21 protein-coding genes and 1 tRNA gene are annotated in these 21,830 nt (G+C 38.7%); 15 read left to right on the top strand and 7 right to left on the bottom strand.

Annotated features, from left to right (window positions below; all coding sequences use genetic code 11):
* Positions 1-16: 16 nt before the first annotated feature.
* A complete protein-coding gene (gene frr, locus MusilaSJ_RS18485) occupies positions 17-580 on the bottom strand; it encodes a ribosome recycling factor (RefSeq protein WP_090530830.1) in 564 nt (187 codons plus the stop codon).
* Between the two features lie 151 nt (positions 581-731).
* Here frr and MusilaSJ_RS18480 point away from each other — a divergent pair, with 151 nt between their 5' ends.
* On the top strand, positions 732-1,121 hold the full coding sequence (locus MusilaSJ_RS18480; protein ID WP_274986344.1) for a hypothetical protein: 390 nt from the start codon (positions 732-734) through the stop codon (positions 1,119-1,121).
* A gap of 90 nt (positions 1,122-1,211) precedes the next feature.
* Here MusilaSJ_RS18480 and cdaA read toward each other — a convergent pair whose 3' ends face one another.
* The 3 genes from cdaA to MusilaSJ_RS18465 form a co-directional block, all read right to left on the bottom strand.
* Positions 1,212-2,003: a diadenylate cyclase CdaA gene (cdaA, locus tag MusilaSJ_RS18475; protein WP_090530839.1), complete on the bottom strand. Its 792-nt coding sequence runs from the start codon at positions 2,001-2,003 to the stop codon at positions 1,212-1,214.
* 81 nt (positions 2,004-2,084) lie between these two features.
* Positions 2,085-2,576: a group II truncated hemoglobin gene (locus MusilaSJ_RS18470; RefSeq protein WP_274986343.1), complete on the bottom strand. Its 492-nt coding sequence runs from the start codon at positions 2,574-2,576 to the stop codon at positions 2,085-2,087.
* A 79-nt stretch (positions 2,577-2,655) separates the two neighbouring features.
* Positions 2,656-3,627, bottom strand: coding sequence for a polyprenyl synthetase family protein (locus tag MusilaSJ_RS18465; RefSeq protein ID WP_274986342.1), 972 nt, complete (start codon positions 3,625-3,627; stop codon positions 2,656-2,658).
* 260 nt (positions 3,628-3,887) lie between these two features.
* On the opposite strand from MusilaSJ_RS18465, the gene MusilaSJ_RS18460 reads away from it, so the two are divergent.
* From MusilaSJ_RS18460 to MusilaSJ_RS28110, 11 genes are all read left to right on the top strand, one after another.
* Positions 3,888-3,975, top strand: a tRNA-Ser gene (locus tag MusilaSJ_RS18460).
* A gap of 401 nt (positions 3,976-4,376) precedes the next feature.
* Positions 4,377-5,183: a type IV toxin-antitoxin system AbiEi family antitoxin domain-containing protein gene (locus MusilaSJ_RS18455; RefSeq protein ID WP_274986341.1), complete on the top strand. Its 807-nt coding sequence runs from the start codon at positions 4,377-4,379 to the stop codon at positions 5,181-5,183.
* Positions 5,180-5,962: a nucleotidyl transferase AbiEii/AbiGii toxin family protein gene (locus tag MusilaSJ_RS18450; RefSeq protein WP_274986340.1), complete on the top strand. Its 783-nt coding sequence runs from the start codon at positions 5,180-5,182 to the stop codon at positions 5,960-5,962. Before MusilaSJ_RS18455 ends, MusilaSJ_RS18450 begins: the two co-directional genes overlap by 4 nt.
* 1 nt (position 5,963) lies before the next feature.
* Positions 5,964-7,466 (top strand): restriction endonuclease subunit S, encoded by a 1,503-nt coding sequence (locus MusilaSJ_RS18445; RefSeq protein WP_274986339.1) that lies wholly within the window; start codon positions 5,964-5,966, stop codon positions 7,464-7,466.
* Positions 7,463-7,894, top strand: a complete 432-nt coding sequence (locus tag MusilaSJ_RS18440) for an AAA family ATPase (protein WP_274986338.1) — start codon at positions 7,463-7,465, stop codon at positions 7,892-7,894. The genes MusilaSJ_RS18445 and MusilaSJ_RS18440 overlap by 4 nt, the downstream gene beginning before the upstream one ends.
* Positions 7,895-7,922: 28 nt before the next feature.
* Positions 7,923-9,032, top strand: a complete 1,110-nt coding sequence (locus MusilaSJ_RS18435) for an AAA family ATPase (RefSeq protein ID WP_274986337.1) — start codon at positions 7,923-7,925, stop codon at positions 9,030-9,032.
* Entirely contained in the window at positions 9,029-9,907 is an 879-nt protein-coding gene (locus tag MusilaSJ_RS18430) for a hypothetical protein (RefSeq protein WP_274986336.1), read from the top strand. The genes MusilaSJ_RS18435 and MusilaSJ_RS18430 overlap by 4 nt, the downstream gene beginning before the upstream one ends.
* Positions 9,904-11,340 (top strand): class I SAM-dependent DNA methyltransferase, encoded by a 1,437-nt coding sequence (locus tag MusilaSJ_RS18425; RefSeq protein WP_274986335.1) that lies wholly within the window; start codon positions 9,904-9,906, stop codon positions 11,338-11,340. The genes MusilaSJ_RS18430 and MusilaSJ_RS18425 overlap by 4 nt, the downstream gene beginning before the upstream one ends.
* Before the next feature lie 3 nt (positions 11,341-11,343).
* Positions 11,344-12,975, top strand: coding sequence for a hypothetical protein (locus tag MusilaSJ_RS18420; protein ID WP_274986334.1), 1,632 nt, complete (start codon positions 11,344-11,346; stop codon positions 12,973-12,975).
* A 515-nt stretch (positions 12,976-13,490) separates the two neighbouring features.
* Positions 13,491-13,907, top strand: a complete 417-nt coding sequence (locus MusilaSJ_RS18415; protein ID WP_274986333.1) for an Arm DNA-binding domain-containing protein — start codon at positions 13,491-13,493, stop codon at positions 13,905-13,907.
* 18 nt (positions 13,908-13,925) lie between these two features.
* Positions 13,926-14,042, top strand: a complete 117-nt coding sequence (locus MusilaSJ_RS28110; RefSeq protein ID WP_446725147.1) for a phage integrase SAM-like domain-containing protein — start codon at positions 13,926-13,928, stop codon at positions 14,040-14,042.
* Between the two features lie 132 nt (positions 14,043-14,174).
* On the opposite strand, the gene MusilaSJ_RS18410 is transcribed toward MusilaSJ_RS28110, so the two are convergent.
* From MusilaSJ_RS18410 to MusilaSJ_RS18400, 3 genes are all read right to left on the bottom strand, one after another.
* Positions 14,175-14,378 carry a hypothetical protein gene (locus MusilaSJ_RS18410; RefSeq protein ID WP_274986332.1) on the bottom strand — a complete coding sequence of 68 codons (204 nt, stop codon included), beginning with the start codon at positions 14,376-14,378 and terminating at the stop codon, positions 14,175-14,177.
* A gap of 17 nt (positions 14,379-14,395) precedes the next feature.
* The gene (locus MusilaSJ_RS18405) at positions 14,396-15,472 is read right to left on the bottom strand and encodes a hypothetical protein (RefSeq protein WP_274986331.1); all 1,077 of its coding nucleotides are present in this window, start codon (positions 15,470-15,472) and stop codon (positions 14,396-14,398) included.
* An 878-nt stretch (positions 15,473-16,350) separates the two neighbouring features.
* Positions 16,351-17,244 (bottom strand): helix-turn-helix domain-containing protein, encoded by an 894-nt coding sequence (locus MusilaSJ_RS18400; RefSeq protein ID WP_274986330.1) that lies wholly within the window; start codon positions 17,242-17,244, stop codon positions 16,351-16,353.
* A 170-nt stretch (positions 17,245-17,414) separates the two neighbouring features.
* Between MusilaSJ_RS18400 and MusilaSJ_RS18395 the strand changes: the two genes are divergently transcribed.
* The 3 genes from MusilaSJ_RS18395 to MusilaSJ_RS18385 all read left to right on the top strand — a co-directional run bounded on the left by MusilaSJ_RS18395 (position 17,415) and on the right by MusilaSJ_RS18385 (position 21,820).
* Entirely contained in the window at positions 17,415-18,398 is a 984-nt protein-coding gene (locus MusilaSJ_RS18395; RefSeq protein WP_274986329.1) for an aldo/keto reductase, read from the top strand.
* 379 nt (positions 18,399-18,777) lie between these two features.
* Complete coding sequence (locus MusilaSJ_RS18390) at positions 18,778-20,124, top strand: M28 family peptidase (RefSeq protein ID WP_274986328.1); 1,347 nt, start codon at positions 18,778-18,780, stop codon at positions 20,122-20,124.
* 208 nt (positions 20,125-20,332) lie between these two features.
* Positions 20,333-21,820 (top strand): rhomboid family intramembrane serine protease, encoded by a 1,488-nt coding sequence (locus tag MusilaSJ_RS18385; protein ID WP_274986327.1) that lies wholly within the window; start codon positions 20,333-20,335, stop codon positions 21,818-21,820.
* Positions 21,821-21,830 lie beyond the last annotated feature (10 nt).

Genomic DNA, 21,830 nt, shown 5'->3' with positions numbered 1-21,830 from the left:
TGACATAAGGTTAATATTAAACCGTCATGATATCTTTTTCTTTAGCTTCTGAAAGCTGATCAACTTTAGCAATGTAAGCATCAGTAAGTTTTTGAACTTCAGCTTCGCCTGTTTTTATTTCGTCTTCAGAAACACCTTCAGATTTTAATTTTTTAATCTTTTCGTTGGCATCTTTACGGATGTTACGAACAGCCACCTTACCGGTCTCAGCCTCGGCTTTAGCTTTTTTAACCAAATCACGACGGCGCTCTTCAGTAAGCGGCGGTACATTGATACGGATAATAATACCGTCGTTTTGAGGGTTAACACCTAAGTTAGCTTCTTTAATAGCTTTTTCGATAGGGTTTAACAATGATTTTTCCCAGGGCTGAACAACAATGGTACGGGCATCAGGAGTGTTAACACTGCCTATCTGGCTTAATGGCGTTGGGGTACCATAGTAATCAACCCTGATATCGTCAAGTAATGAAGGGCTTGCCTTACCTGCACGTATTTTATTTAATTCGCTATCTGCATGGTCAATGGCCTTTTCCATCAGGGCCTTTGCATCGTTCACTTGTTTTTTAATGAGTTCGCTCATCGGTTTTTAAATTTTCAACAAAAGTAATAAAATCTATCATTTTACGGCTTTGGTATTTGAGTACAATTCAAAAGCATTTAACATTTTATAACATTATTTAACATTTTAATATTATTGAATGATAGGTATATTAGTATAAAATATTATCGCCATGAAAAAAGCCGTATTTTTTATTATGCTAATAGCCTGCGCCGGCCAGCTTAAAGCACAAAGTCTTAATAAAACCCCGGATAATAATAACTCTGTCGATAAACTTTTTAACCTGAAGCCATTAAAGCCTGACAGCAACTTGTCTAAACTAATCCCGGTACTTCCGAAAAATGGATTTTTAAATGATAGCAGCACATTGTTAAATACCCGTGAACTTGTTGATAATGTAACCGTGTATAGCCGGATGCCGGTTGTTAAAACCTATTCACGAGATAATATGCCTATTGTTAAAACAGACCAGCCGGGAATGAAATATCATATGCTCATTAAAAGGATAGATATTGTTAATCCGGATACTGTAGGAGTTAAAAAAGATAAGGTTACTCCGTAGATCTTTTGGGGGGGAGACATTAATCGCGACGTCACATGTCAGCCCTGCACTATCCTGCACACAAGACTGCGCCAGTCAACAATCATTATCTTAAAAATCCTTATTCAAAACTTTCTCTAATTCCGCAAAACTGATATTCATTTTAATCCGGCCTTGTTTGGCATATGAGATCTCACCGGTTTCTTCAGATACAATGATCGCCGTGGCCTCATTTGCCTCTGTAACACCAATACCTGCCCTGTGGCGCAGGCCGAACTGCGCCGGCAGATCAGTTTTTTCGGTAAGCGGCAAAATACAACTTGCCGATTTAATCTTATTCTCCGAAATCACCACCGCACCATCATGTAGCGGACTGGTTTTCTGAAAAATACTTTCCAATAATCGTTTTGAAATTTTGGCCTCCACCACCTCGCAACTGTTTTGATAAAACTGTTCGTCATAATACTTGGCGAAAACAATGAGCGCCCCGGTGCGGGTTTGCTTCAGGCTTTTGCAGGCATCAATAATAGGCTTGATCCGGGCATAATTATTTTTCTCCACTTCCGACTTTCCGAAGAAATATTGCCACCAGGCTTTATTGCGTTGTAGCGAAGCGTTTTTACCCACCAGTAATAAAAACCGCCTTACCTCCTGCTGAAATACGACGATAATGGCAATGATCCCCACATCAACAAATTTGCCCAGGATAATGGTAAGCAGTTTCATATCCAAAGCCTTCACCACAAAATTGAGGGCAAAGATCACTGCGAAACCAATGAAAATATTAGCTGCAATGGTTCCCCTGATAAGATTATACAACTGGTAAATGATCAGCGCCACCAGCAATACATCAAGGATAGAAAAAAAACCTATTTTGGGGAAGAGGGATTGTATGGACTGCATTTACGAAGTTAATAAGTTTACCCGAACATAAACGCCCAAAGAGTAGTAATTATGATATGCCGACCTGGTACACCGGTCATTTTACATACCCGTGTTATTATTTAAGGGGATGTATGGTCCGCCCGGTACGCCCCAACCCCATTTTGGCATAGGCGTATCCGGACTTTCCGTAGTAGTATCTGTTTGGGAGTTCAGCACTGCTATCCGCGTACCCCACTCCAGGTAGGCCATAAAAGCTGAGCGAAATTCCGGATCATCGGGCAGTGAAAGTTCATCGGCAGTTTGCAGCAACAGTTCAATCCAGCGCTTGCGGTGCGCTTCGGTTAAATGCTTTTGCAAATGTTTATTGATCATGGCATAATGGCTGCCTTCAGTTTCGCTGTAAGTTTTAGGGCCACCGAATACTTCGCTCACAAAATGCGCCACATGCACCCGGTGTTCGGGCGACATATGCTTAAATACGGGTTCCAGCAGCTCATCGGCCAAAACCTTATCATAAAACTTGTTGAAAAGCTGTTCAAAAGCAGGTGTACCACCCGCCCATTCAAACAATGTAGGGATTGTAGCTGTCATAAGTGTAAAAACCGGTTGTGATAAAGATAGGGAGTGCATCTTTAAAAAACCAGTTATTTATACGCAGCAATAAAATTGATTATTTGTCCCGTTCGGTAGTAAACCTAACCAGTTGCTCCAGCCCGCGGTGCGAATCACTGTCGGGAAAAGTGTTCAGGATTTCGAAAGCCTCCTCCTGGTACTTTTTCATCTGGGTTTCGGCGTATTGTAAGCCCCCGGTATCCTTCACAAATTTGATGATCTCGGCAATCTTTTTAGGGTCTTCATTATGGTTCTTCACCAGGTTGATCACCCTCTTTTTTTCTGAACTGCTGCAATTGGCCAGGGCGTAAATAAGCGGCAGGGTGACTTTTTTTTCTTTGATATCGATACCTAACGGCTTACCCACATCATCAGTGCCGAAATCAAACATATCATCCTTGATCTGGAAGGCGATGCCTATTTTCTCGCCAAAGAGGCGCATTTTTTCAATCACCTTGTCACTGGCCCCTGCCGACGCAGCACCGCAGGCACAGCAGGATGCAATAAGCGAAGCGGTTTTCTGCCTGATCACCTCATAATAAACAGGTTCGCCAATATCCATGCGGCGTACCTTTTCAATTTGCATCAGTTCACCCTCGCTCATTTGCTTAACAGCGTCGGATACGATGCGCAATAATTGGAAGTCGTTATTATCGATAGAAAGCAGCAAACCTTTTGACAGCAGGTAGTCGCCCACCAAAACAGCTATCTTATTTTTCCATAAAGCGTTGATAGAGAAAAAGCCGCGGCGCTGGTAGGAGTTATCAACCACATCATCGTGCACAAGTGATGCTGTATGCAACAGCTCAACCAGCGCCGCCCCGCGATGCGTAGCCTCATTGATGCCACCGCAAATACTGGCCGAAAAGAACACGAACATAGGGCGGATCTGCTTGCCTTTACGCTTTACAATATAATGCGTGATGCGGTCAAGCAGCGGAACGGAGCTCTTCATTGAGTTCCTGAATTTCTCCTCAAACGCATCAATATCAGCAGCAATAGGTTTTTTAATGTCGTTGATGCTCAGCATTGCAACCAAAACAGTATTTTATGTTAACCACCGCCATGTGACAGTGCGGAGCAAACATAAGCTAAAATTATGTATCTGCATTGCAGCCTAATATTTTTTACTCAAATTAAACCAAAGCACACCATAATTGTCATACCTGTGCGAGTGCAATTTTTATAAGTAGAGTTAAGTTTTTGTGAAAGCGGAGCCGGTTAAAACGGGCTTCGCTTTTTTATTGATAGTAAGGGCAAAAATTTTACCTTTGCAATCCACATTTACACGGAGAGGTGTCTGAGTGGTCGAAAGAGCACGCCTGGAAAGTGTGTATACTCCAAAAGGGTATCGAGGGTTCGAATCCCTCCCTCTCCGCGAAATAAAACCGAACCCAAAAGTTCGGTTTTTTTATGTCTTATTAAATCATATAACTAATTGATAATCAGCTACAATTAAATTCATTTTGAGGTTCGAGGGTTCGAATCCATCAAATTAGAGATTAAACCTTTTTTCATCCCTAAAATGCCTTTAAATACCTATTTATGATGTATCTAAAGGCATTTTCGTTTATAGCCATTCACAAATCTTTCAAAAGCGCTCAAATTTTTTGTGGCAGAATAATGGCACTTTTGGGTTTGGAAAATGTGCCACAAATCCCTTCTTTACTGATTTTGTCTAATTTTTTTAGCAAAAACTTGTTTTCAATTAAAACATTAAATAAGTTTACATCTGCAATAAGGGATAAAAAACATCCCTTATATCAAACAAAAACTTAGATGGCTGGACAATATGGTTATTTAGAGGACTTTATTAATGAACTACGTTCTAATGGAAGGTATGCTTTCTCATTGCCGGAAGTACGAAATAAATTTGAACAGTCCGATGAGGCAATTAAGAAAGCGCTACAGCGACTTAAAAAGAAGAAAGAAATTGCTTTAATAAGAAATGAATTTTATGTAGTCATTACGCCAGAATATCGTAATAAAGGCATTCTTCCTCCATCCTTATTTATTGCAGAACTGATGAAATTTTTAGGGAAAGATTATTACATAGGTCTGTTAAATGCAGCATCTTATTATGGAGCCGCCCACCAGCAACCCCAATCTTTTTCTGTAATCACAATGAAACCAAGTTTAAGGAATATCAATAATGATAACCTGAAGATAAATTTCTATATAAAGAAGGAATGGTTCAAAGGCGATATAGTTCAAAAAAAGGTTGATACAGGGTATATAAACGTATCATCACCGGAGTTAACCGCATTGGATCTGGTGAATTATTTTGAACAGGCAGGCGGTCTTAATAGAGTTGCAACAGTTTTGGAAGAACTCTGTGAAAGCATTGATGCCGAGAAAATGCTTGATCTCGTTAAACGGTATTCTCCTATTACTGCGGTTCAACGTTTAGGCTTTCTGCTTGAAGAGATTTTAAATATGCCAGATTTAAGCGAGCCAATAAAAGATTATTTAAAAACAGTGAATTATTTCCCTGTATTATTAAGACCACAAAAAGAAAAGCCTGAGATGATAACTGGTAATGATTGGAAAGTTGTTCAGAATATAGAAATAGAAACTGATTTATGATTCCTCAGGCATATATAACCGCATGGCGTAAAAAAGCTCCTTGGCAGGAGGATTTTCAGGTAGAACAAGATCTGGTAATTGAGCGGGCTTTAATGTCAATCTTTAGTAATCAGTATTTAAAAGAGAGGTTGGCGTTTAGAGGCGGAACGGCTTTACACAAATTGTATCTGTCGCCTGCCGCAAGGTATTCTGAAGATATAGATTTAGTGCAAATCACTGCTGAGCCATTCGGACCAATTATGGATAAGCTTCGTGAGGTATTATCTTTTTTGGGTGATAAACCAATACGTAAACAAAAACAACATAATAACACATTGATATATCGCTTTGAATCAGAAGGAGGAATTCCGTTAAGATTAAAAGTTGAAGTTAATTGCCGTGAGCACCATACTATTTTTGGCATACAGGATGTAAAATATGCTATGGAGTCTGATTGGTACACAGGAGAAGTTTTGATATCATCATATCAGTTAGCTGAGTTATTAGGTACCAAAATGCGTGCTCTCTATCAGAGACGAAAAGGAAGGGATCTGTTTGATATGTGGCTTGCGATAACTAAGGGTAATGTTGACCCGAATGTAATTATTGAAGCATGGAACTTTTATATGAAGGAAGAGGATAACAGTGTAACACAGAAAGAATTTCTTGAAAACATGGAAAAGAAAATATTAGATAAAGATTTTTTGGCAGATATGGAGGGTCTATTAAAACCAGGTTTATCTTATGACATTAATTACGCTTACGAATTTGTAAAAAAAGAACTACTGGAAAAAATATAAAATGAACAAAGAATCGAATACATATCAATTACCAAAAAGTTGGGCGGAGGTCAATTTCGGGGATATTGTCGTACTTTCCAAAGGGAAAAAGCCAAGCTTGTTTAAACAGGCAATTGAAGGGGCGGTTCCTTATTTAGATATCGAAGGATTTGAGAAAAGCGTAATCCGGCAGTTTAGTTATCCTGAAGAGTCAACAATGATTGATAAGAAGTCATTGGCCATGGTTTGGGATGGGGCAAGAAGTGGTTTGACATTTAAAGGTCAAGAAGGTGCTCTTGGTTCAACAATAATGAAAATCACTCCATTTATTGTCGAAAGCAGCTACTTGTATTATTATTTGCTTTTAAAAAATGATTTTATTCAGAAAAACACGAAGGGTACGGGTATCCCCCATGTAAATTCTGAAATATTGGGCAAACTTAGGGTACCCTTGCCGCCACTAAAGGAGCAGGCGCACATTGTAGAAAAAATCGAAGAACTTTTTAGTGAATTAGACAATGGCCTTTTTCGGTTAAACGAAATACAGGCTCAACTGAATATCTATCAACACGCATTACTACATTGGTCTTTTAATAATATAGATAAGGGGTTTGTTAGGTTAAAAGAAATTTGTGCTATAAGTGGCGGAGTAACGAAGGGAAAGAATCTTGCCGGAAAAGAGACTGTAGAAGTACCGTACTTAAGGGTCGCAAATGTGCAAGACGGTTATCTTGATCTAACAGATGTAAAAACTATTAAAGTTGTTCCTTCAGACAAAGAAAAATATCGCTTGCTTTATGGAGACGTATTATATACAGAGGGAGGTGATAGGGATAAGCTAGGTCGGGGGACTGTTTGGCGTGAAGAAATTAAAAACTGTATTCATCAAAATCACATTTTTCGAGCTCGTGTAACGTCAAGCGATTTTGACCCAACGTTTATATCTTACTATTCTCGAACTAAAGCAGCCAAAAAATATTTTTATGAAAATGGAAAGCAGACTACTAATCTTGCTTCAATAAACATCTCTATTTTATCAGAACTTCCGATCCCGATTTGTCCAATTGAAGATCAGTTAAAGATTGTGGAAACCATTGATTCACATCTTAGCATCTATGATTTCACAATAAAAAACATTCGACTTGCCATACAGAATATTTTATTCCTTAAACAAAGTATTTTACTAAAGGCTTTTAGCGGCAATCTGATTCCTCCATACCTAAATGAGAAACCTGTAAAAGAATTAATAGAAGCAATATACCTTGAAAAGGAAAAATACTATACTAACCTTAAGGAAAGTAGAAAACAGCGGCCAAAAAAGAAAAAAATGAATAAAGTAAATAAAGGTATTATCGAAGTGCTAGAATCTTCGAAGTTGCCATTAGCTGCCAAAGAAGTTTGGGAACAAAGCATGTATTCAGATAACATTGAAAAGTTTTATGCTGAATTAAAAAAAGTCCAACATCTTATTTTAGAAAATAAGAAAGGATTTCTTTCACTTAATCATGATAACAAAAAGGTATGAGAATCGATAAAGTACATATCAAAACTACATTTAAAAATCTTAATGATTTTAAGATAAATATTGACGAAAAGGCAATGGAAACGGTTTTGTTGGGCTTAAATGCTACTGGAAAATCAAACTTCATGGAAGCCTTAGTTATTATTTTTAGAGATTTAGATCTCACATATAACTTCAACAAAAAGCAAATACCAGCTTTTGATTATTCAATTAAATATGAGTGTCGTGGTAACATCATTGATATAACCTACGAAAAGGGGAAGTATTTATTTAGAATAAATAACGAATCTGAGACAACAAAATTCACCAAAAATGTCGATCATTATTTACCCAGACACATTTTTATTTATTATTCGGGAATCAGCGATAGGTTAAATGACTTGTATATACCTCACCAAAAATTATATTATGACCAGATAATTAAGAAGTGAGCAATTTAGCACTATACGAAGAATATTTTTGGCACAAAATATACATGCAAACTTCGCATTAATTGCCTTTTACTTGTTTCCTGATCAATCTGATGAAACTCTACAATTTTTAAGGGAAGAGCTAAAAATTACTGACTTTGGTTCAGCACTTTTTATGCTTAAGGAACCGGCTTGGGCACAAGCAAAAATGAAAGACGATTTATTCTGGGGAGCTGATGGCTTAGTAAGAAAATTGCTTGATGATTTATATGAATTTTCGTTTGCTCCTATAGAAGAAAAGGCAAGAATTAATGTCAGTTATAAAAAGGCAGAAACACAAAATAGAAAATACCTTTTTATTAAAGATTTAGCAGACTTTAAAAAGTTAGTTGATACTCGATACGGAAATAAGATTGAGTTATTTAATGCTTTAGAAAGTATTCATATTTCAGATTTACTTCATGATGTTAAAATAACAGTTGGAAAAGAAAGTGTCAGCGGCGAATTGGCAATGAGTGAGCTAAGTGAGGGGGAAAAACAACTTTTAACCGTATTAGGATTGTTAAAATTCACAAAGGACGAAGAATCTCTCGTTTTGTTGGATGAGCCCGACACACATTTAAATCCTATGTGGAAATGGAAATATCTGGATTATTTAGATACAGTAGTAAAACGACAAGCAAGTACTCAAATCATATTTTGCTCACATGATCCTTTGGTAATTGGAAATCTCAAAAAAAACCAAGTTCAAATATTTAAAAAGAATGATCAAGGTAAGACAGAAGCATTTAATCCATTTATTAGTCCGAGAGAGATGAGCGTATCTAAAATTTTAACAAGTGAATTATTTGGGATACCGTCTCTTATTAGCAAGAAACTAGAGGACCTTCTAAACCAGAAACGATATTTGCAAGCAAAAATAAGTAATGGAGAACTTGCCGAAGATGATCGTTTGGAATTTGAACGTCTGAAAAAATATTTTGATCGGATAGGATTTGATGATGATACTGCAGATAGCAGATATAATAAATTCCTACAATTGACCAGTGAAAGTGATGCATTTGTTAATCGCAAGTATACCAAGGAGGAAGAAGAGGAATTGGACAAGATTGCTCGAGAAGTTCTTGATGAAATCTCAAAAGAAGAGAAAAAGGCATGAGGTATATTGACAACAGTAACCTAGAGCAGACAGCAATAGATATTGGGTGGGATGCTATTAGGCAAAATCATTTGAATAATATGGCTAACCTAAGCATAGCCGATAGAAAAACTTATATTACTGGTCATCCAGATTGGAACCTATTCCAGGCAGATATGTTAGCTCTTTCTCACAATAAGTGTTGGTACTCTGAAGCGCCAATAGGAAACGGTGATTTTGAAGTAGATCATTTTCGACCAAAGAATAAGGCAAAACAGAAAATCGATTATAACAATACAAAAAGTAAGTCATTAGTTCATAAGGAAACCGGTTATTGGTGGAAGGCATATGATTGGGATAATTATAGATTAGCTGGTGCCTTGGCAAACAAACTTAGGAGAGATCGCCTTGGTGACTGTGAGGATGTAAAAGGCAAAGGGGATTATTTCCCGCTTGACTTAGTGTTAGGAAGAGTGGCTAACGACGAGGAAAATCTAAGCTGTGAAGAGCCTATACTCTTAGATCCAACAAACCCCGTAGATGTTTCATTACTTACTTTCGACAAGGGAATACCTATTCCAGCGACTACAGAAAATGATGAAATTGATAGAGTTAAGCAGTCTATATTTTATTATCATTTGGACTTGGATCAACTCAATACAGCAAGGAAAATTGTTTGGGATGACTGCGTGTCCCAAATTAAAGATGCAAAAAGAAACATAGATAATTCACTACCGGCAGTAAAAAAAGCGATGGTGAGGAAGTGTTTTGAAGAATTAATAAAATTAGTAGATTCTGAAAGAAAGTCATACACAAGTACAGCAAAAGCTTGTTTGATGGTTTACTCTGAACTTGATGGATATTCTTGGTTAAAAAATTTAGTACGGACATTATGACAACAAACAACTTAGTTCAAAAAATATGGTCGTTTTGTGACACGTTGCGAGATGATGGTTTGGGATACAATGATTACTTAGAACAATTGACCTATTTACTTTTCTTGAAAATGGCGGACGAAAATACAAGCAAATATAGTCTACCAGCCATTTGTGATTGGCATAATCTTGTAGTTTACAAGGGAGGAGAATTGTTAGATCAATATGAAAAAATTCTAAAGACTTTGGCTGAAACAGGCGGAATGCTAAAGAAAATTTTTTCAGGTGCACAAAATAAGATTCATGATTCTGCAAAACTACATAAGCTTATAAATTTGATTGATGAAGAAAACTGGACTTCGACTGGATATGATATCAAAGGTGAGATTTATGAATCTTTATTACAAAAGAATGCTGAAAACAGTGGTGCAGGACAATATTTTACACCACGTTCTGTAATACAGGCAATAATTGAATGTGTTCAACCTCAGCCTTTAGAAACGATTGCAGACCCATCTTGTGGTACAGGGGGCTTTTTTTTAGGAGCTCTAGACTTTCTGAATAGGCAAGAGCTAACTCAGGATGAACATGACTTTATAAAGTTTGATGCTTTTCATGGTTGGGAAATTGAAAAAGCTACAGCACGCCTTTGTTTGATGAACCTTTATTTACATGGTGTAGGCGATTTAAAAAAGACTCCTGATATCCAAGTTACTGACAGTTTAAAATCTAAGGTTGAAAAGAAGGTGAAAATAGTTTTAGCAAATCCTCCTTTTGGAAAAAGCAGCAGTGATATTCCGACAAATGATGTGAAATTGGCAGAAAAAGAGGGCTATTTTCTGAGGGAGGATTTCTGGATCACAACTAGTAATAAACAGCTCGCTTTTCTACAGCATATAATAAGTATGCTAAGCGAAGAAGGTAGAGCAGCAGTCGTTTTACCAGATAATGTGCTTTTTGAGGGTGGCGCTGGCGAGATAATTCGGAGAAAACTGATAGAAGAAGTTCATTTGCATACAATTCTGAGATTACCAACGGGTATATTTTATGCTCAAGGTGTAAATGCTAATGTTTTGTTTTTTGATAAGGTAAAACCGACTAAAGAACCTAATCGGGATGAAATTTGGTTCTACGATTACAGGACAAATGTTCATCACACCCCAAAGAAAAATCCATTGAGCTTTGAAAGTCTTCTACCATTTGTTGAGTGTTATAAACAAACCAAAAGAAAAGAAACTTGGGGAAATAATAATCAAGAAGGACGTTGGAGGAGATTTACTCATGCAGAAATCCTGGCGAGAGATAAAGTAAATCTTGACATTTCTTGGTTAAGAGATACTAAATCTATTGATTTAGACAATTTACCAGAACCGGATGTACTGATAAGCGAAATCATAGACAACTTGGAAAGCGTACTATTAAATTTAAAAAATGTTAAGGACTCTATTTCTTAATACATGGAGGATTATGAGAAAATAAGAACGTTCGAATTAGAAGTATTGGATGAAGCTCATGTTAACTACGCATTCTTTCGATATTCTGAAGCTATCGTCATACCTTACTTGTTGCAAGTCTATGGAGATACCGAAAGGCATAGAGATAACCTAATAGCAAATGGCTATGACGCCCATAATGTATCTGTTTACTTAAATAACATGATCCATGGAATTGGCCATTGTATCAGGTGGATGCGGAAACAAAAGCAACCGGTTCTTCAGGATATTACTGATGAATCTCCCCGGCAGTTACAGGAAATGGCTGCCGATTTTTTAGGATGGGGTACGGGCTACCATATGATCGCGCAGGAATTTGTTACTTGGTCTAGAGGAATCAAATCGGCCATTTTTGATGAAAAAAACAAGAGCATCACGTTTCTCAATCCAAAAGACTATGATTATTATAGCATCTACGATAAACAGCTATTGTATGCTGAACGGATGCAAGTAGTTTATTTAAGTTATCCCCATGAGCAAATGGATAACGAATTTGAAGAATGGATAAAAGATATAGATTTTTCGCAACCTCCTATTGCCAATCACATTGACTGGAGTAAAGGAAGACATTCAAAATCTTATCCTTTGCTATATGCAAAAATGAGCGAAGTATTACTCCCTGAGCTACAGGAAACGACCGAACTTGGTGGGTATAGCCTAAAAGAACTTCGTCAATTTTATGCGTTATTTTTTCTAAATTTTCATTTTATCCGCTGGATAGAGGCAGTCCTTGACGCAAAAAAAGGGCAAAATCTTTCTTTTGGCTCAAATCCCTTATATCTAAGTCCCCCGAAATTTGAAAAGTTGGCATCAACTATTACCGGGCTATCAACAGATGTGACTAGGGCTATAATATTGGACTTGACTTTTAATCCCAATAATTTCCATACCAGCGTCACCATTCAGCCGTTTGTCCTTTCTTCATCGGGCACATACTATGTTTTGCCCAACCTATTCTCTCAGCTAGAACCATCAAGAATGATTTTAGGAGCCCTAAATAAAGGATCAAAAAAGAAAATATATGATAAGTTAATCAATCGCATTGAAAAGTTTAACCTTAATAAATTATATTCTTCAGTAACAGATTTCAGCAACTGGACTTCCTATCTGGAGAAGGTGATTAAGTATGAAGGCAAGCAGGTACATCCTGACCTTATTATTATTGACACTGTCCGTAAATGTGCTTGCGTAATAGACTATAAACATTTTATAGGGCTAATCACCGCGTCTGAGGTCAATTATAAAATGAATGAGTTAAAAAAAGGTATGACACAAATAAAAAATTACGTTGAAATACTTAGCAAAGTAAACAATATTGGAACATTAAATATCGAGGGTTTTACTATCGATGGTTTATTGATTACGCATAAGCCTATGCCAGTACCAATAACTAATGAAATAGACATTCCAGTCACAGATATGGCAACATTTATAAACAAAGGTACATCTGTTAATAACCAACACCTTCATGAGTTGATACAATTCTTTAGAGTAAATGAAAACCCAAAAACTATTTTTACAGAGTTTGAATCAGAAATTGCAGTAGGTGAATGGCGAGTTTTACGTTCACAACATAAAATAATTAATGCAAATTAGAAGAGCACCAAGTAAGTGACAGTAAACTTTTCACTATTTTTGTATAAATAATCATTACGAATTATATCGTTCTTTAAATTAAGTCGGCTTCCGTGCAGGAAGCTTTTGAAGATATTTCAGGGAAATTTATTAGGCTTAATATTTTGTGGCAATTTTGTGGCACCGCAAATAAAAAACAGCCAAAATAGGCCTAAAAAGCTTAAAAAAGCCTATAGTCCGTTTCCCTCCCTCTCCGCTGATTTTCATACCAAAATTGACTAAAAGCCTATTTTTCGCACGAAATCAGGCTTTTGATTTTTAACCAACAAGCTAATTTACTCACCATTTCACATATATCCGGTGAGTAATTCGGTGAGTCAGGTCAATCATTTGATTGACTCACCAAAACATAGTTAAAACACTGATTTGCAACCAGTTCAAAAATTGAACATCTTGTCAGAAAATGGCCGCAAACCGATATTTGTTTAACCATTCAGTGAGTCATTATGAAGACAATTTTCAGTGTGCTCTTTTATTTGAAGAGATCAAGAAACTATCAAACAGGTCCCGTGCCTGTGTACATGCGTATCACCGTGAACGGCAAGCGGTCAGAGCTGACATCGGGTCGCGAGTGCGAACCATCGCAATGGATGCCTTCCGCCGGCCGGATGAAGGGAACTAAAGAACATGTTAAAACCTTCAACAACTATCTTGATACCCTGAGGGCACAGGTTGACGACGCACATGGTGCGATGATAAAAGCGCAGGAAAGTATCACAGCTGAAAGCCTGAAAAACCGTTTTATGGGTAAGGAAGAAAGCCCCAAAATGCTGATTGAAGTATTTGAAGAACACAACAAGCGGTTCAAGAAGCTGGTAGGCAAAGAAGCGACAAAGGGTACATTGAGCCGATATAAGATATTGTTGAGCCATACCCAACGTTTTCTGAAGTAGCGTTATGATTTAACTGATATCAGCCTGCGCAAGGTCGATCATCAATTCATCACAGATTATGATTTCTGGCTGCGATCGGAAAGGAACTGCGGGAACAATTCTCCTGTCAAGTATATCAGGAACTTGTTTTGCTGAAGTAGCTTTGCTGTTTGCTGTGTAAGGTCTGCCGGATCGGGGGTGAGTGTTACTCTTGTGTTTCCCAAATGATCTTTTAAATCATAGCATTACCATTGGTTATCTGGTGAATAATTATGCCGCCTCGTTTACCTACATAGTAGGAGTTACGCCCGTATTATTTGAGCCCCAACCGCCGCCAAAAACATCTATTTGCAATTTGGCAGCATTAGAATCGTTATCCGGCGGAAGACTGCCAACTAATAAAGATACCCTGCCGGTGCCTCCAACATGCTCATATGAGTATTGCGCATGCACTAAGCCGGGTAGTGTAATTAAGCCCAACAAAAATAACACTACTTTAAAACGTCTATTTATTCATGAGATTTATTTATTTGTGATTCAAGTTTTTCTATCCGTTTATTTTGTTCTATTAAGTACAAAGTCAGTTCTTCCACTTTTTTAAGCAGCAATTTGTTCATCTCACCAAGGTTCTGCCCTTCTTTGGCGATTTCCTGTTCTGAAGGTATTTCGGGCAAATGCTGATTCTGGTCGATGTAAGTTTTAACTTCTGATAAAGATGGTAATTGATAGGGTGCTTTGAAAACATAGTCGGGCCAGCCGGTAGTTGTTACGGTTATTGCTTTGGCGTAGGTTGTCCCATTGGCGTCAACGCGAAAAGTGATGTTATTCTTGATGTCAAGATCGGTCAGCGTACGGGTAGCGGTGCCGGCTGAAGGTACAGGGGCTACATATACATTCCCGGAAACATCGGAGTAAATTACACCGCCACCATTATGGCTACCGTCTCCTTCAATAGTCCAGTTTGCAGAGTTGCCGCGCCCTATACGCGCAGCGTTAAAGCCGATATAAGCCGTTCCATAATGCAAATCGCCGCCGGGGCAGGGCCCTGCAGAAAACTTGTAAGGGCCGCTATTAACCTGGAAAGTAGAAATAGGGGTTGGAGCAGCGATACCTACATTACCACCCGAACTGATCCGCATCCGCTCGGCATTGACGCCATCCGAGCCTACAGTTGTAAACAGGAATGCCCCAGGAACAACGCCGCTTGCAGGGGTTCCGTCAACCTTAAAAATAAGCTGTCCTGCACGTTGCGCCGTAGTGCCATCATGACCATAAAAATCAAGAAGGCTAAGGTAATCTCCGTCTTGTACTACCAAAGGAGTAGCTAAAGTGCCGCGGGAGCGCCCGAAATACAAGCGTGAGCCCACCAGGTTATTGTTGTACGAATCGAGGCCGAAATCAACAGAGCCTCCACTATTTGTACTTCGGGCTGTAGTATTGTATAAATGAAATGGGTAAGCAGGGGTGGTTGTACCAATGCCAACAGTGTTGATAGTGGTTGTTACAGTGCCAACTGTAGTCCACTGGGCGTAAGAAAAATGGCAGCCCAAAAGCATTATTGCGAGTGATAATAAGTTTTTTTTCATTTTTATTTTTAGGACGATTTATTTCGATTTTGTTTTTTCCAATTCACTAACGCGAGCGAATAAGTTAAAATCAGGAATGGAGATGGTTTATAGATTAGAATTGCTTTGAGATGGTTTCATATTAATGTGATTAGGGATTAGGTTAAATAGGTTGTGTGCAAAAAGTATTTTGAATTATGAATTATAATTTTTTCATACATGATAAAAATACATGTTTTATTATAATTTACAAATGGTAAATTATTCAGCATTTAATTTCAACTAAATAATACTCTTATATCTTTTATAAGTTATGACCAGTATTTTTTATAAGTAATTTCCCTTAAAAATTAGTGTTACACCGAGATATTAAAATTAGGAATTAGCATGGTCAAAGTGTAACCGAATGCACTGACCTTTTTTCGGAACGCTGTGATCAATGGCTCCGGAACATCCAATTTACTGAGCTCTATAATAAAACTCTGCCAAAGAAGCTTCTCGAGAAATTTACTTCAAAGTATAGAATAGGCTTAAGATCTATTATTGCATTCCAACGGGTTTTAGGGACTTTAATGGTTTTTTAAAAGACAATTTACTGATTTAAGGATGTACGTCTGGCTGGAGGGCCTTAAATCATAGAAATCGAACGAACGTTTTCATGAATAAAAAAGAATTGTTTTTTCCCTTTTTTGTACATTTGAATATAGCATTTGCAGCTATATACTTATAAATAAAAAGTGGTGAGTAATTCGGTGAGTACGAAATTGAAAACCATTCAAGATATCGAATAAGCGCAGAAAATTAGGGTTAAAACAAATCCCCCTCTCCGCTTTTTTATCAGTACTACCGAAGTTTACCGATAAATATTTCTAAAATCCATAAGGGATTTTACATGCTTGTTAGTTTACATTTCTATAGTCATTAGGCGTGTTACCCACCTGTTTTTTAAAAAGCCTTGTAAAATGTTGCGGATATTTAAATCCAAGTTCGTAAGCTACCTCACTTACGGATTTGTTAGGGTCAAATATTTTCTCTTTTCCAAGGTCAATTACTTTAGCCTGAATATATTCATGCGCCGATTTGCCGGTCTCTTTTTTGATCAACTCCCCAAAGTAATTTGCAGACAAGTTTAGTTCGTCAGCGCAATAGGCGACCGTTGGCAATCCGATTTCTTGCGGTTTTTCCGAACCAAAATAACCGTTTAACAGGGTTTCAAACTTTTCAAGAATGCCTTTATGTACATCTTCGCGGGTAATGAACTGCCGGTCATAAAAGCGTACGCAATAATTCAAAAACAATTCTATCGTGCTAACCACCAGTTTGCGACTATGTTTATCAATAGCATGCTCCAGTTCATACTGTATCTTATTGAAGCTATCTAATACGATTTGACGTTCGCGCTGGGACATGTGCAACGCTTCGCTCATGTTATAGCTAAAAAAGCCATATTCGTGGATCTGGCGTCCGAGTGTAGTGCCTTTAATAAAGTCTGGGTGGAATGCCAATGCATACCCTTGCGGCTGGAACAGCTCGTTACTCCGCACACCCGCTACCTGGCCGGGAGCAAAAAACACCAAAGTGCCTTCCTGATAATCGTAGGTAGCACGGCCATATTGCAGGTCTCCACAATTCACATCTTTCAGGATCACTACGTACAAACCGAAATACATTTTATACTTCTGACGTGGGTTGGCCTTTGAGAAGTCGATCACACTCACCAATGGGTGAAGCGTTTCATTGTTATTGAAATCATTATAAGCCTTAACCGTTTCAAATCTTACTAACTCTTCCATTTTTTTCTCGTTTGTTACTGCAAAGTTAACGACATCATGCACTTTAAAAATATGAAGTACCGCCTATCGGTAAAATTGGTAGGTAATACCATGATTGGTATAAGCGCTTCATGGAAAATACCCCTGACCTTTGTACCTGTCCAGTTGGAATACTTAAATTAAATAAAATTATGGAAAAGAGAATATTAGGAAAAAACGGCTTAGAGGTGTCGGCTTTAGGATTGGGTTGTATGGGACTGACCTTTGGCTATGGCCCGGCAACAAATGAAAAAGAAGCGGTTGAACTGATCCGAAAGGCTTATGATTTAGGTGTAACCTTTTTTGATACCGCCGAAGCATACAGTCAGGGTGGCAATGAAACTTTGCTTGGTAAGGCAGTTGCTCCATTCAGGGATAAAATAGTAATCGCCACCAAATTTGGTTTTACCGGTGGTGATGCGACCAAAGGCCTTGATAGCCGTCCTGAAAGGATCAGGCAGGTGGCCGAAAACTCGCTGAGATATTTGAATACTGATTATATAGACCTGTTTTACCAACATCGGGTAGATCCAGATGTGCCAATGGAAGATGTGGCAGGGACTATTCAGGAACTCATTAAAGAAGGTAAAATCAGGCATTGGGGGTTATCAGAAGCTGGTATAGAAAGCATCCGCAAAGCACATGCGGTACAACCGGTAGCTGCCCTACAAAGCGAATATTCGTTATTCTACCGGGAGCCGGAAAAGGAAGTCATTCCACTGCTTGAAGAGTTGGGTATCGGGTTTGTGCCATTCAGTCCGCTGGGTAAGGGATTTCTAACCGGGGCGATCAACGAAACTACTCAATTTGATAAAGGCGATTTTAGAAACATCGTTCCCCGTTTTTCAGAAGAAAACAGGAAAGCCAACCAGGCACTGGTAGACTTGGTAAGAAGCATAGCAACCGAGAAAAACGCTACACCTGCCCAGATTGCGCTTGCCTGGCTTCTCGCCCAAAAACCGTGGATCGCACCGATACCCGGGACTACTAAGCTTCACCGTTTACAAGAGAACGTAGCTGCTGTAAATGTCCAGCTTACCACTGAAGATCTGCAAAAAGTAGAATCAGCCCTTAAAGACATCGAAATAGTTGGAGCAAGATATCCACAACATTTGCAAGCCAGGGTTGGCAAATAATTCTTAACTTTCTATCAAAAGAAAAAGGCTGTACCATGATTTATGATATAGCCTCCTACATTAAAAAAATTACTACCATACCATATGAAACACATCCTCTCGTTTTGCCTTTGGCAGTGTGATCACACTGGCCACAAAAAGAAACGACAGGGGTTAACAGGGTTAACACAAATTCGAATATTTCTCAATATCAATCTGACAATCAGATGCTTATAAAAGAGACAGGGTTACACTAAAAACATCCTGTGATCAATGTTACTACCTTGAACCTGCAAATTTAAACTCGCGAATTAACTGAATCGCATCACGTGATTATTACAATATGTTTCATTCTGCAAATTCATTAATTCCATAAATTCGGGTTTCAGACATTCATCATATGAAACACCTCCTCCCATTCATCCTCCTCATCCTAACCCTGCCCGCCACGGCACAAACCATCGTAAAACAGGACGCTGGCATTAAGCAAATGGTTAATGAAGTATCAGCCAAAAACATTGAAACTACCATCCGCAAACTGGTTAGCTTTAAAAGCAGGCACACGCTGAGTGATACCACCAGCAAAACCACCGGCAGCGGCGCCGCACGAAACTGGATCAAGGCCGAGATGGAGAAATATGCTTCGGAATCAAACGGAAGGATGACGGTTCAATTTGACACATTCACACAGCCAAAGGGCACGCGGATTGATAAACCCATCAAACTCAAAAACGTACTGGCCACACTGAAAGGAACAGATGCTAATGATACACGGGTGTACCTGGTATCGGGACATTATGATTCACGCATCAATGACGTGATGGATGCCAATGGTGTTGAACCCGGCGCCAATGATGATGCTTCGGGTACTGCCCTTTCTATGGAACTGGCCAGGGTGATGGCTAAACGGTCTTTTCCGGCTACTATCATTTTTATGACTGTGGTTGGTGAAGAGCAGGGTTTGTACGGCTCGGCCAATGTTGCCAAACGGGCTAAAGCCGAAAACTGGAATGTAGATGCCATGCTGAATAATGATATCGTCGGCAATACTTACGGCATGGAAACCGATCTGAAAGATAACCGCAGCGTGCGTGTTTTCAGCGATGGCGTACCTACCGCAGCTACCGACAAACAAGTGGCAGCTTTGAAATCATTAGGAGGGGAAAATGATAGTCCCTCGAGACAACTGGCGCGTTACACTAAAGAAATTGGAGAGCGCTATGTCGATCAACTGGATGTGAAGCTTATTTATAGGCGCGACCGTTACCTGCGTGGCGGTGATCACCTGCCATTTTTAGAGCAGGGTTTTACGGCAGTAAGGTTTACCGAAATGAATGAAAACTTTAACCGCCAGCACCAGAACATTCGCACCGAAAACGGTGTTGAATACGGCGACCTGCCCGATTTTGTTGATTTTAGTTATGTGCAAAAAGTAGCCCGCATGAACCTTGCAGTATTGGCCAATCTTGCTTCGGCCCCTGCCGAGCCGCAAAATGTAGGCGTCATGACAAGCGATCTCACCAATAAAACCAAACTGAAATGGGAAGCTCCCGCTACCGGTAAAAAGCCTGCAGGCTATTATATACTGATGCGTGAAACCATCAGCCCCTATTGGGAAAAGAAATTCTACGTTACAGATACTTCGGCCACGTTGAATTATTCAAAGGATAATTATTTCTTCGCGGTACAGTCGGTTGATGCAGATGGACATGAAAGTTTACCGGTGTTTCCGAAGCCGGTAAGGTAGCTTGGGAGAGATTAGTGATGAAGACTAATATATTTGAGTTCGTTTTATAAATGATTGCGCAAAAAATTCGATGACCCAAACCCTGTTTAATTATGTCTATCTTAACATACAAAACCAAAACAGGTCAGTAATTTACTGTGTATGTGTTGTTTTTTTGGAGAGACAACAAATTTATCGCCATCTTTAACAATAAAACGTCCTAAACTTTATGGCATTCAGCTTTACTCCTTCTTTTCACAAAGAAACCACTCTCGATGGCCTGGATCAAAAACGCTATCTCGCTATAGCAATTGAAACCGCCCGGCATCTTCAATGGAATATCATTTATACCGGAAAAAACGGTTTCATAGCGATGGTGGATGGAGGCTTTCTAACCCCAATTCAGGAGTTTCGCCTTATTATTAAGGAGGATACCGCATTGGTAATCAGTAAAAATGCAGATGGAAAACTCAATGACTGGGCCAAATTAAATCAAGAAAATGTAGATACTTTTATTGAAACGCTCGGCCAGTTCCAAACATCAGTAACAGATGATCAGGTGGAAGAAAAACTGACCGAACTTGCTCCTATATTTGAATCGGCAGCAGATGATCTTCTGAATGCTCCTCTGCCATCAACTAAACAAAACCTTTTAAAATTCCTTGGCTTTTTTATTCCTCAAAAAGGTTATGTTATAACTCCTTTGATCATTTATATCAATGTAGCCATATTCGTTATTATGGTGATATGCGGAATATCCTTTTTTGAACCCTCTGTAAAAGATCTGTTAAGCTGGGGTGCCGACTACGGACCAATGACCCTGAACAACCAATGGTGGCGATTGATTAGCAATATCTTTCTTCATATTGGAATTTTCCATATTGCACTGAATATGTATGCCCTAATATATATAGGCGTTTTGCTTGAGCCGGTGCTCGGTAAGCTGAAATTTGCTTCAGCGTATCTCCTTACAGGATTGGTGGCGAGCCTTACAAGCATATCATATAACGGCTTTAGTGTTAGTGCAGGCGCTTCAGGTGCTATATTTGGTATGTACGGGGTGTTCCTGTCTCTGCTCACTACCAATGTAATTGATAAATCTGTACGCAAGCAGCTTTTGATAAGCATAGCGTTATTTGTAGGATTTAACCTGTTGTATGGCACTAAATCAGGTATTGATAATGCGGCACATGTAGGTGGCTTACTTAGCGGGTTTGCAATTGGCTATCTGTATTATCCAAGCATTATCCAGCCGGATAAAAAAGGGACAGAACTAATAGTTACCATGCTTATTGCTGTTGTTACATTAGGTGGCAGTATAGTGGTTTACCGCATGATTCCTAATGTAGTTGGCATTTACGAAACTAAAATGAAAGATTTCGCCATAAAAGAATCAATGGCCTTAGAAGTAATGAGTATGCCTAAAGATACCACCAAAGAGCTTTTACTCTCTGAGCTTAAAGACCGTGGATTATATTATTGGCAGGAGAACATCAGTCTTCTCAATGCTGTCGACTCGCTCCCGCTTCCTGATGTTTACAAAGAACGGGATGCCACATTAAAACAATACTGCGAATTGCGGATTAAAAGCTATAACCTTTATTATAAGCAGATTGAAGGGAAGCAGCCAGTTTCACAAAGCACTATTGATTCGCTCAATAAAGAGATAACTGATATTATTGACGGTCTTAACCAGAGTTCGAAGGTAAAATACTAAGTGTTAAAAA

Source organism: Mucilaginibacter sp. SJ, from assembly GCF_028993635.1.
GTDB lineage: Bacteria > Bacteroidota > Bacteroidia > Sphingobacteriales > Sphingobacteriaceae > Mucilaginibacter.
The sequence above is the reverse complement of the archived record's forward strand: the minus strand, read 5'-3'. Positions and strand labels throughout refer to the sequence as shown.

Coding starts and splice junctions, on each gene's coding strand:
- MusilaSJ_RS18480 (WP_274986344.1), top strand. CDS start 732: ATGAAAAAAGCCGTATTTTTTATTATGCTAATAGCCTGCGCCGGCCAG.
- MusilaSJ_RS18470 (WP_274986343.1), bottom strand. CDS start 2,576: ATGACAGCTACAATCCCTACATTGTTTGAATGGGCGGGTGGTACACCT.
- MusilaSJ_RS18445 (WP_274986339.1), top strand. CDS start 5,964: ATGAACAAAGAATCGAATACATATCAATTACCAAAAAGTTGGGCGGAG.
- MusilaSJ_RS18420 (WP_274986334.1), top strand. CDS start 11,344: ATGGAGGATTATGAGAAAATAAGAACGTTCGAATTAGAAGTATTGGAT.
- MusilaSJ_RS18385 (WP_274986327.1), top strand. CDS start 20,333: ATGGCATTCAGCTTTACTCCTTCTTTTCACAAAGAAACCACTCTCGAT.
- MusilaSJ_RS18390 (WP_274986328.1), top strand. CDS start 18,778: ATGAAACACCTCCTCCCATTCATCCTCCTCATCCTAACCCTGCCCGCC.
- MusilaSJ_RS18405 (WP_274986331.1), bottom strand. CDS start 15,472: ATGAAAAAAAACTTATTATCACTCGCAATAATGCTTTTGGGCTGCCAT.
- MusilaSJ_RS18425 (WP_274986335.1), top strand. CDS start 9,904: ATGACAACAAACAACTTAGTTCAAAAAATATGGTCGTTTTGTGACACG.
- MusilaSJ_RS18455 (WP_274986341.1), top strand. CDS start 4,377: ATGGCTGGACAATATGGTTATTTAGAGGACTTTATTAATGAACTACGT.
- MusilaSJ_RS18440 (WP_274986338.1), top strand. CDS start 7,463: ATGAGAATCGATAAAGTACATATCAAAACTACATTTAAAAATCTTAAT.
- MusilaSJ_RS18450 (WP_274986340.1), top strand. CDS start 5,180: ATGATTCCTCAGGCATATATAACCGCATGGCGTAAAAAAGCTCCTTGG.
- MusilaSJ_RS18395 (WP_274986329.1), top strand. CDS start 17,415: ATGGAAAAGAGAATATTAGGAAAAAACGGCTTAGAGGTGTCGGCTTTA.
- frr (WP_090530830.1), bottom strand. CDS start 580: ATGAGCGAACTCATTAAAAAACAAGTGAACGATGCAAAGGCCCTGATG.
- MusilaSJ_RS18400 (WP_274986330.1), bottom strand. CDS start 17,244: ATGGAAGAGTTAGTAAGATTTGAAACGGTTAAGGCTTATAATGATTTC.
- cdaA (WP_090530839.1), bottom strand. CDS start 2,003: ATGCAGTCCATACAATCCCTCTTCCCCAAAATAGGTTTTTTTTCTATC.
- MusilaSJ_RS18430 (WP_274986336.1), top strand. CDS start 9,029: ATGAGGTATATTGACAACAGTAACCTAGAGCAGACAGCAATAGATATT.
- MusilaSJ_RS18465 (WP_274986342.1), bottom strand. CDS start 3,627: ATGCTGAGCATCAACGACATTAAAAAACCTATTGCTGCTGATATTGAT.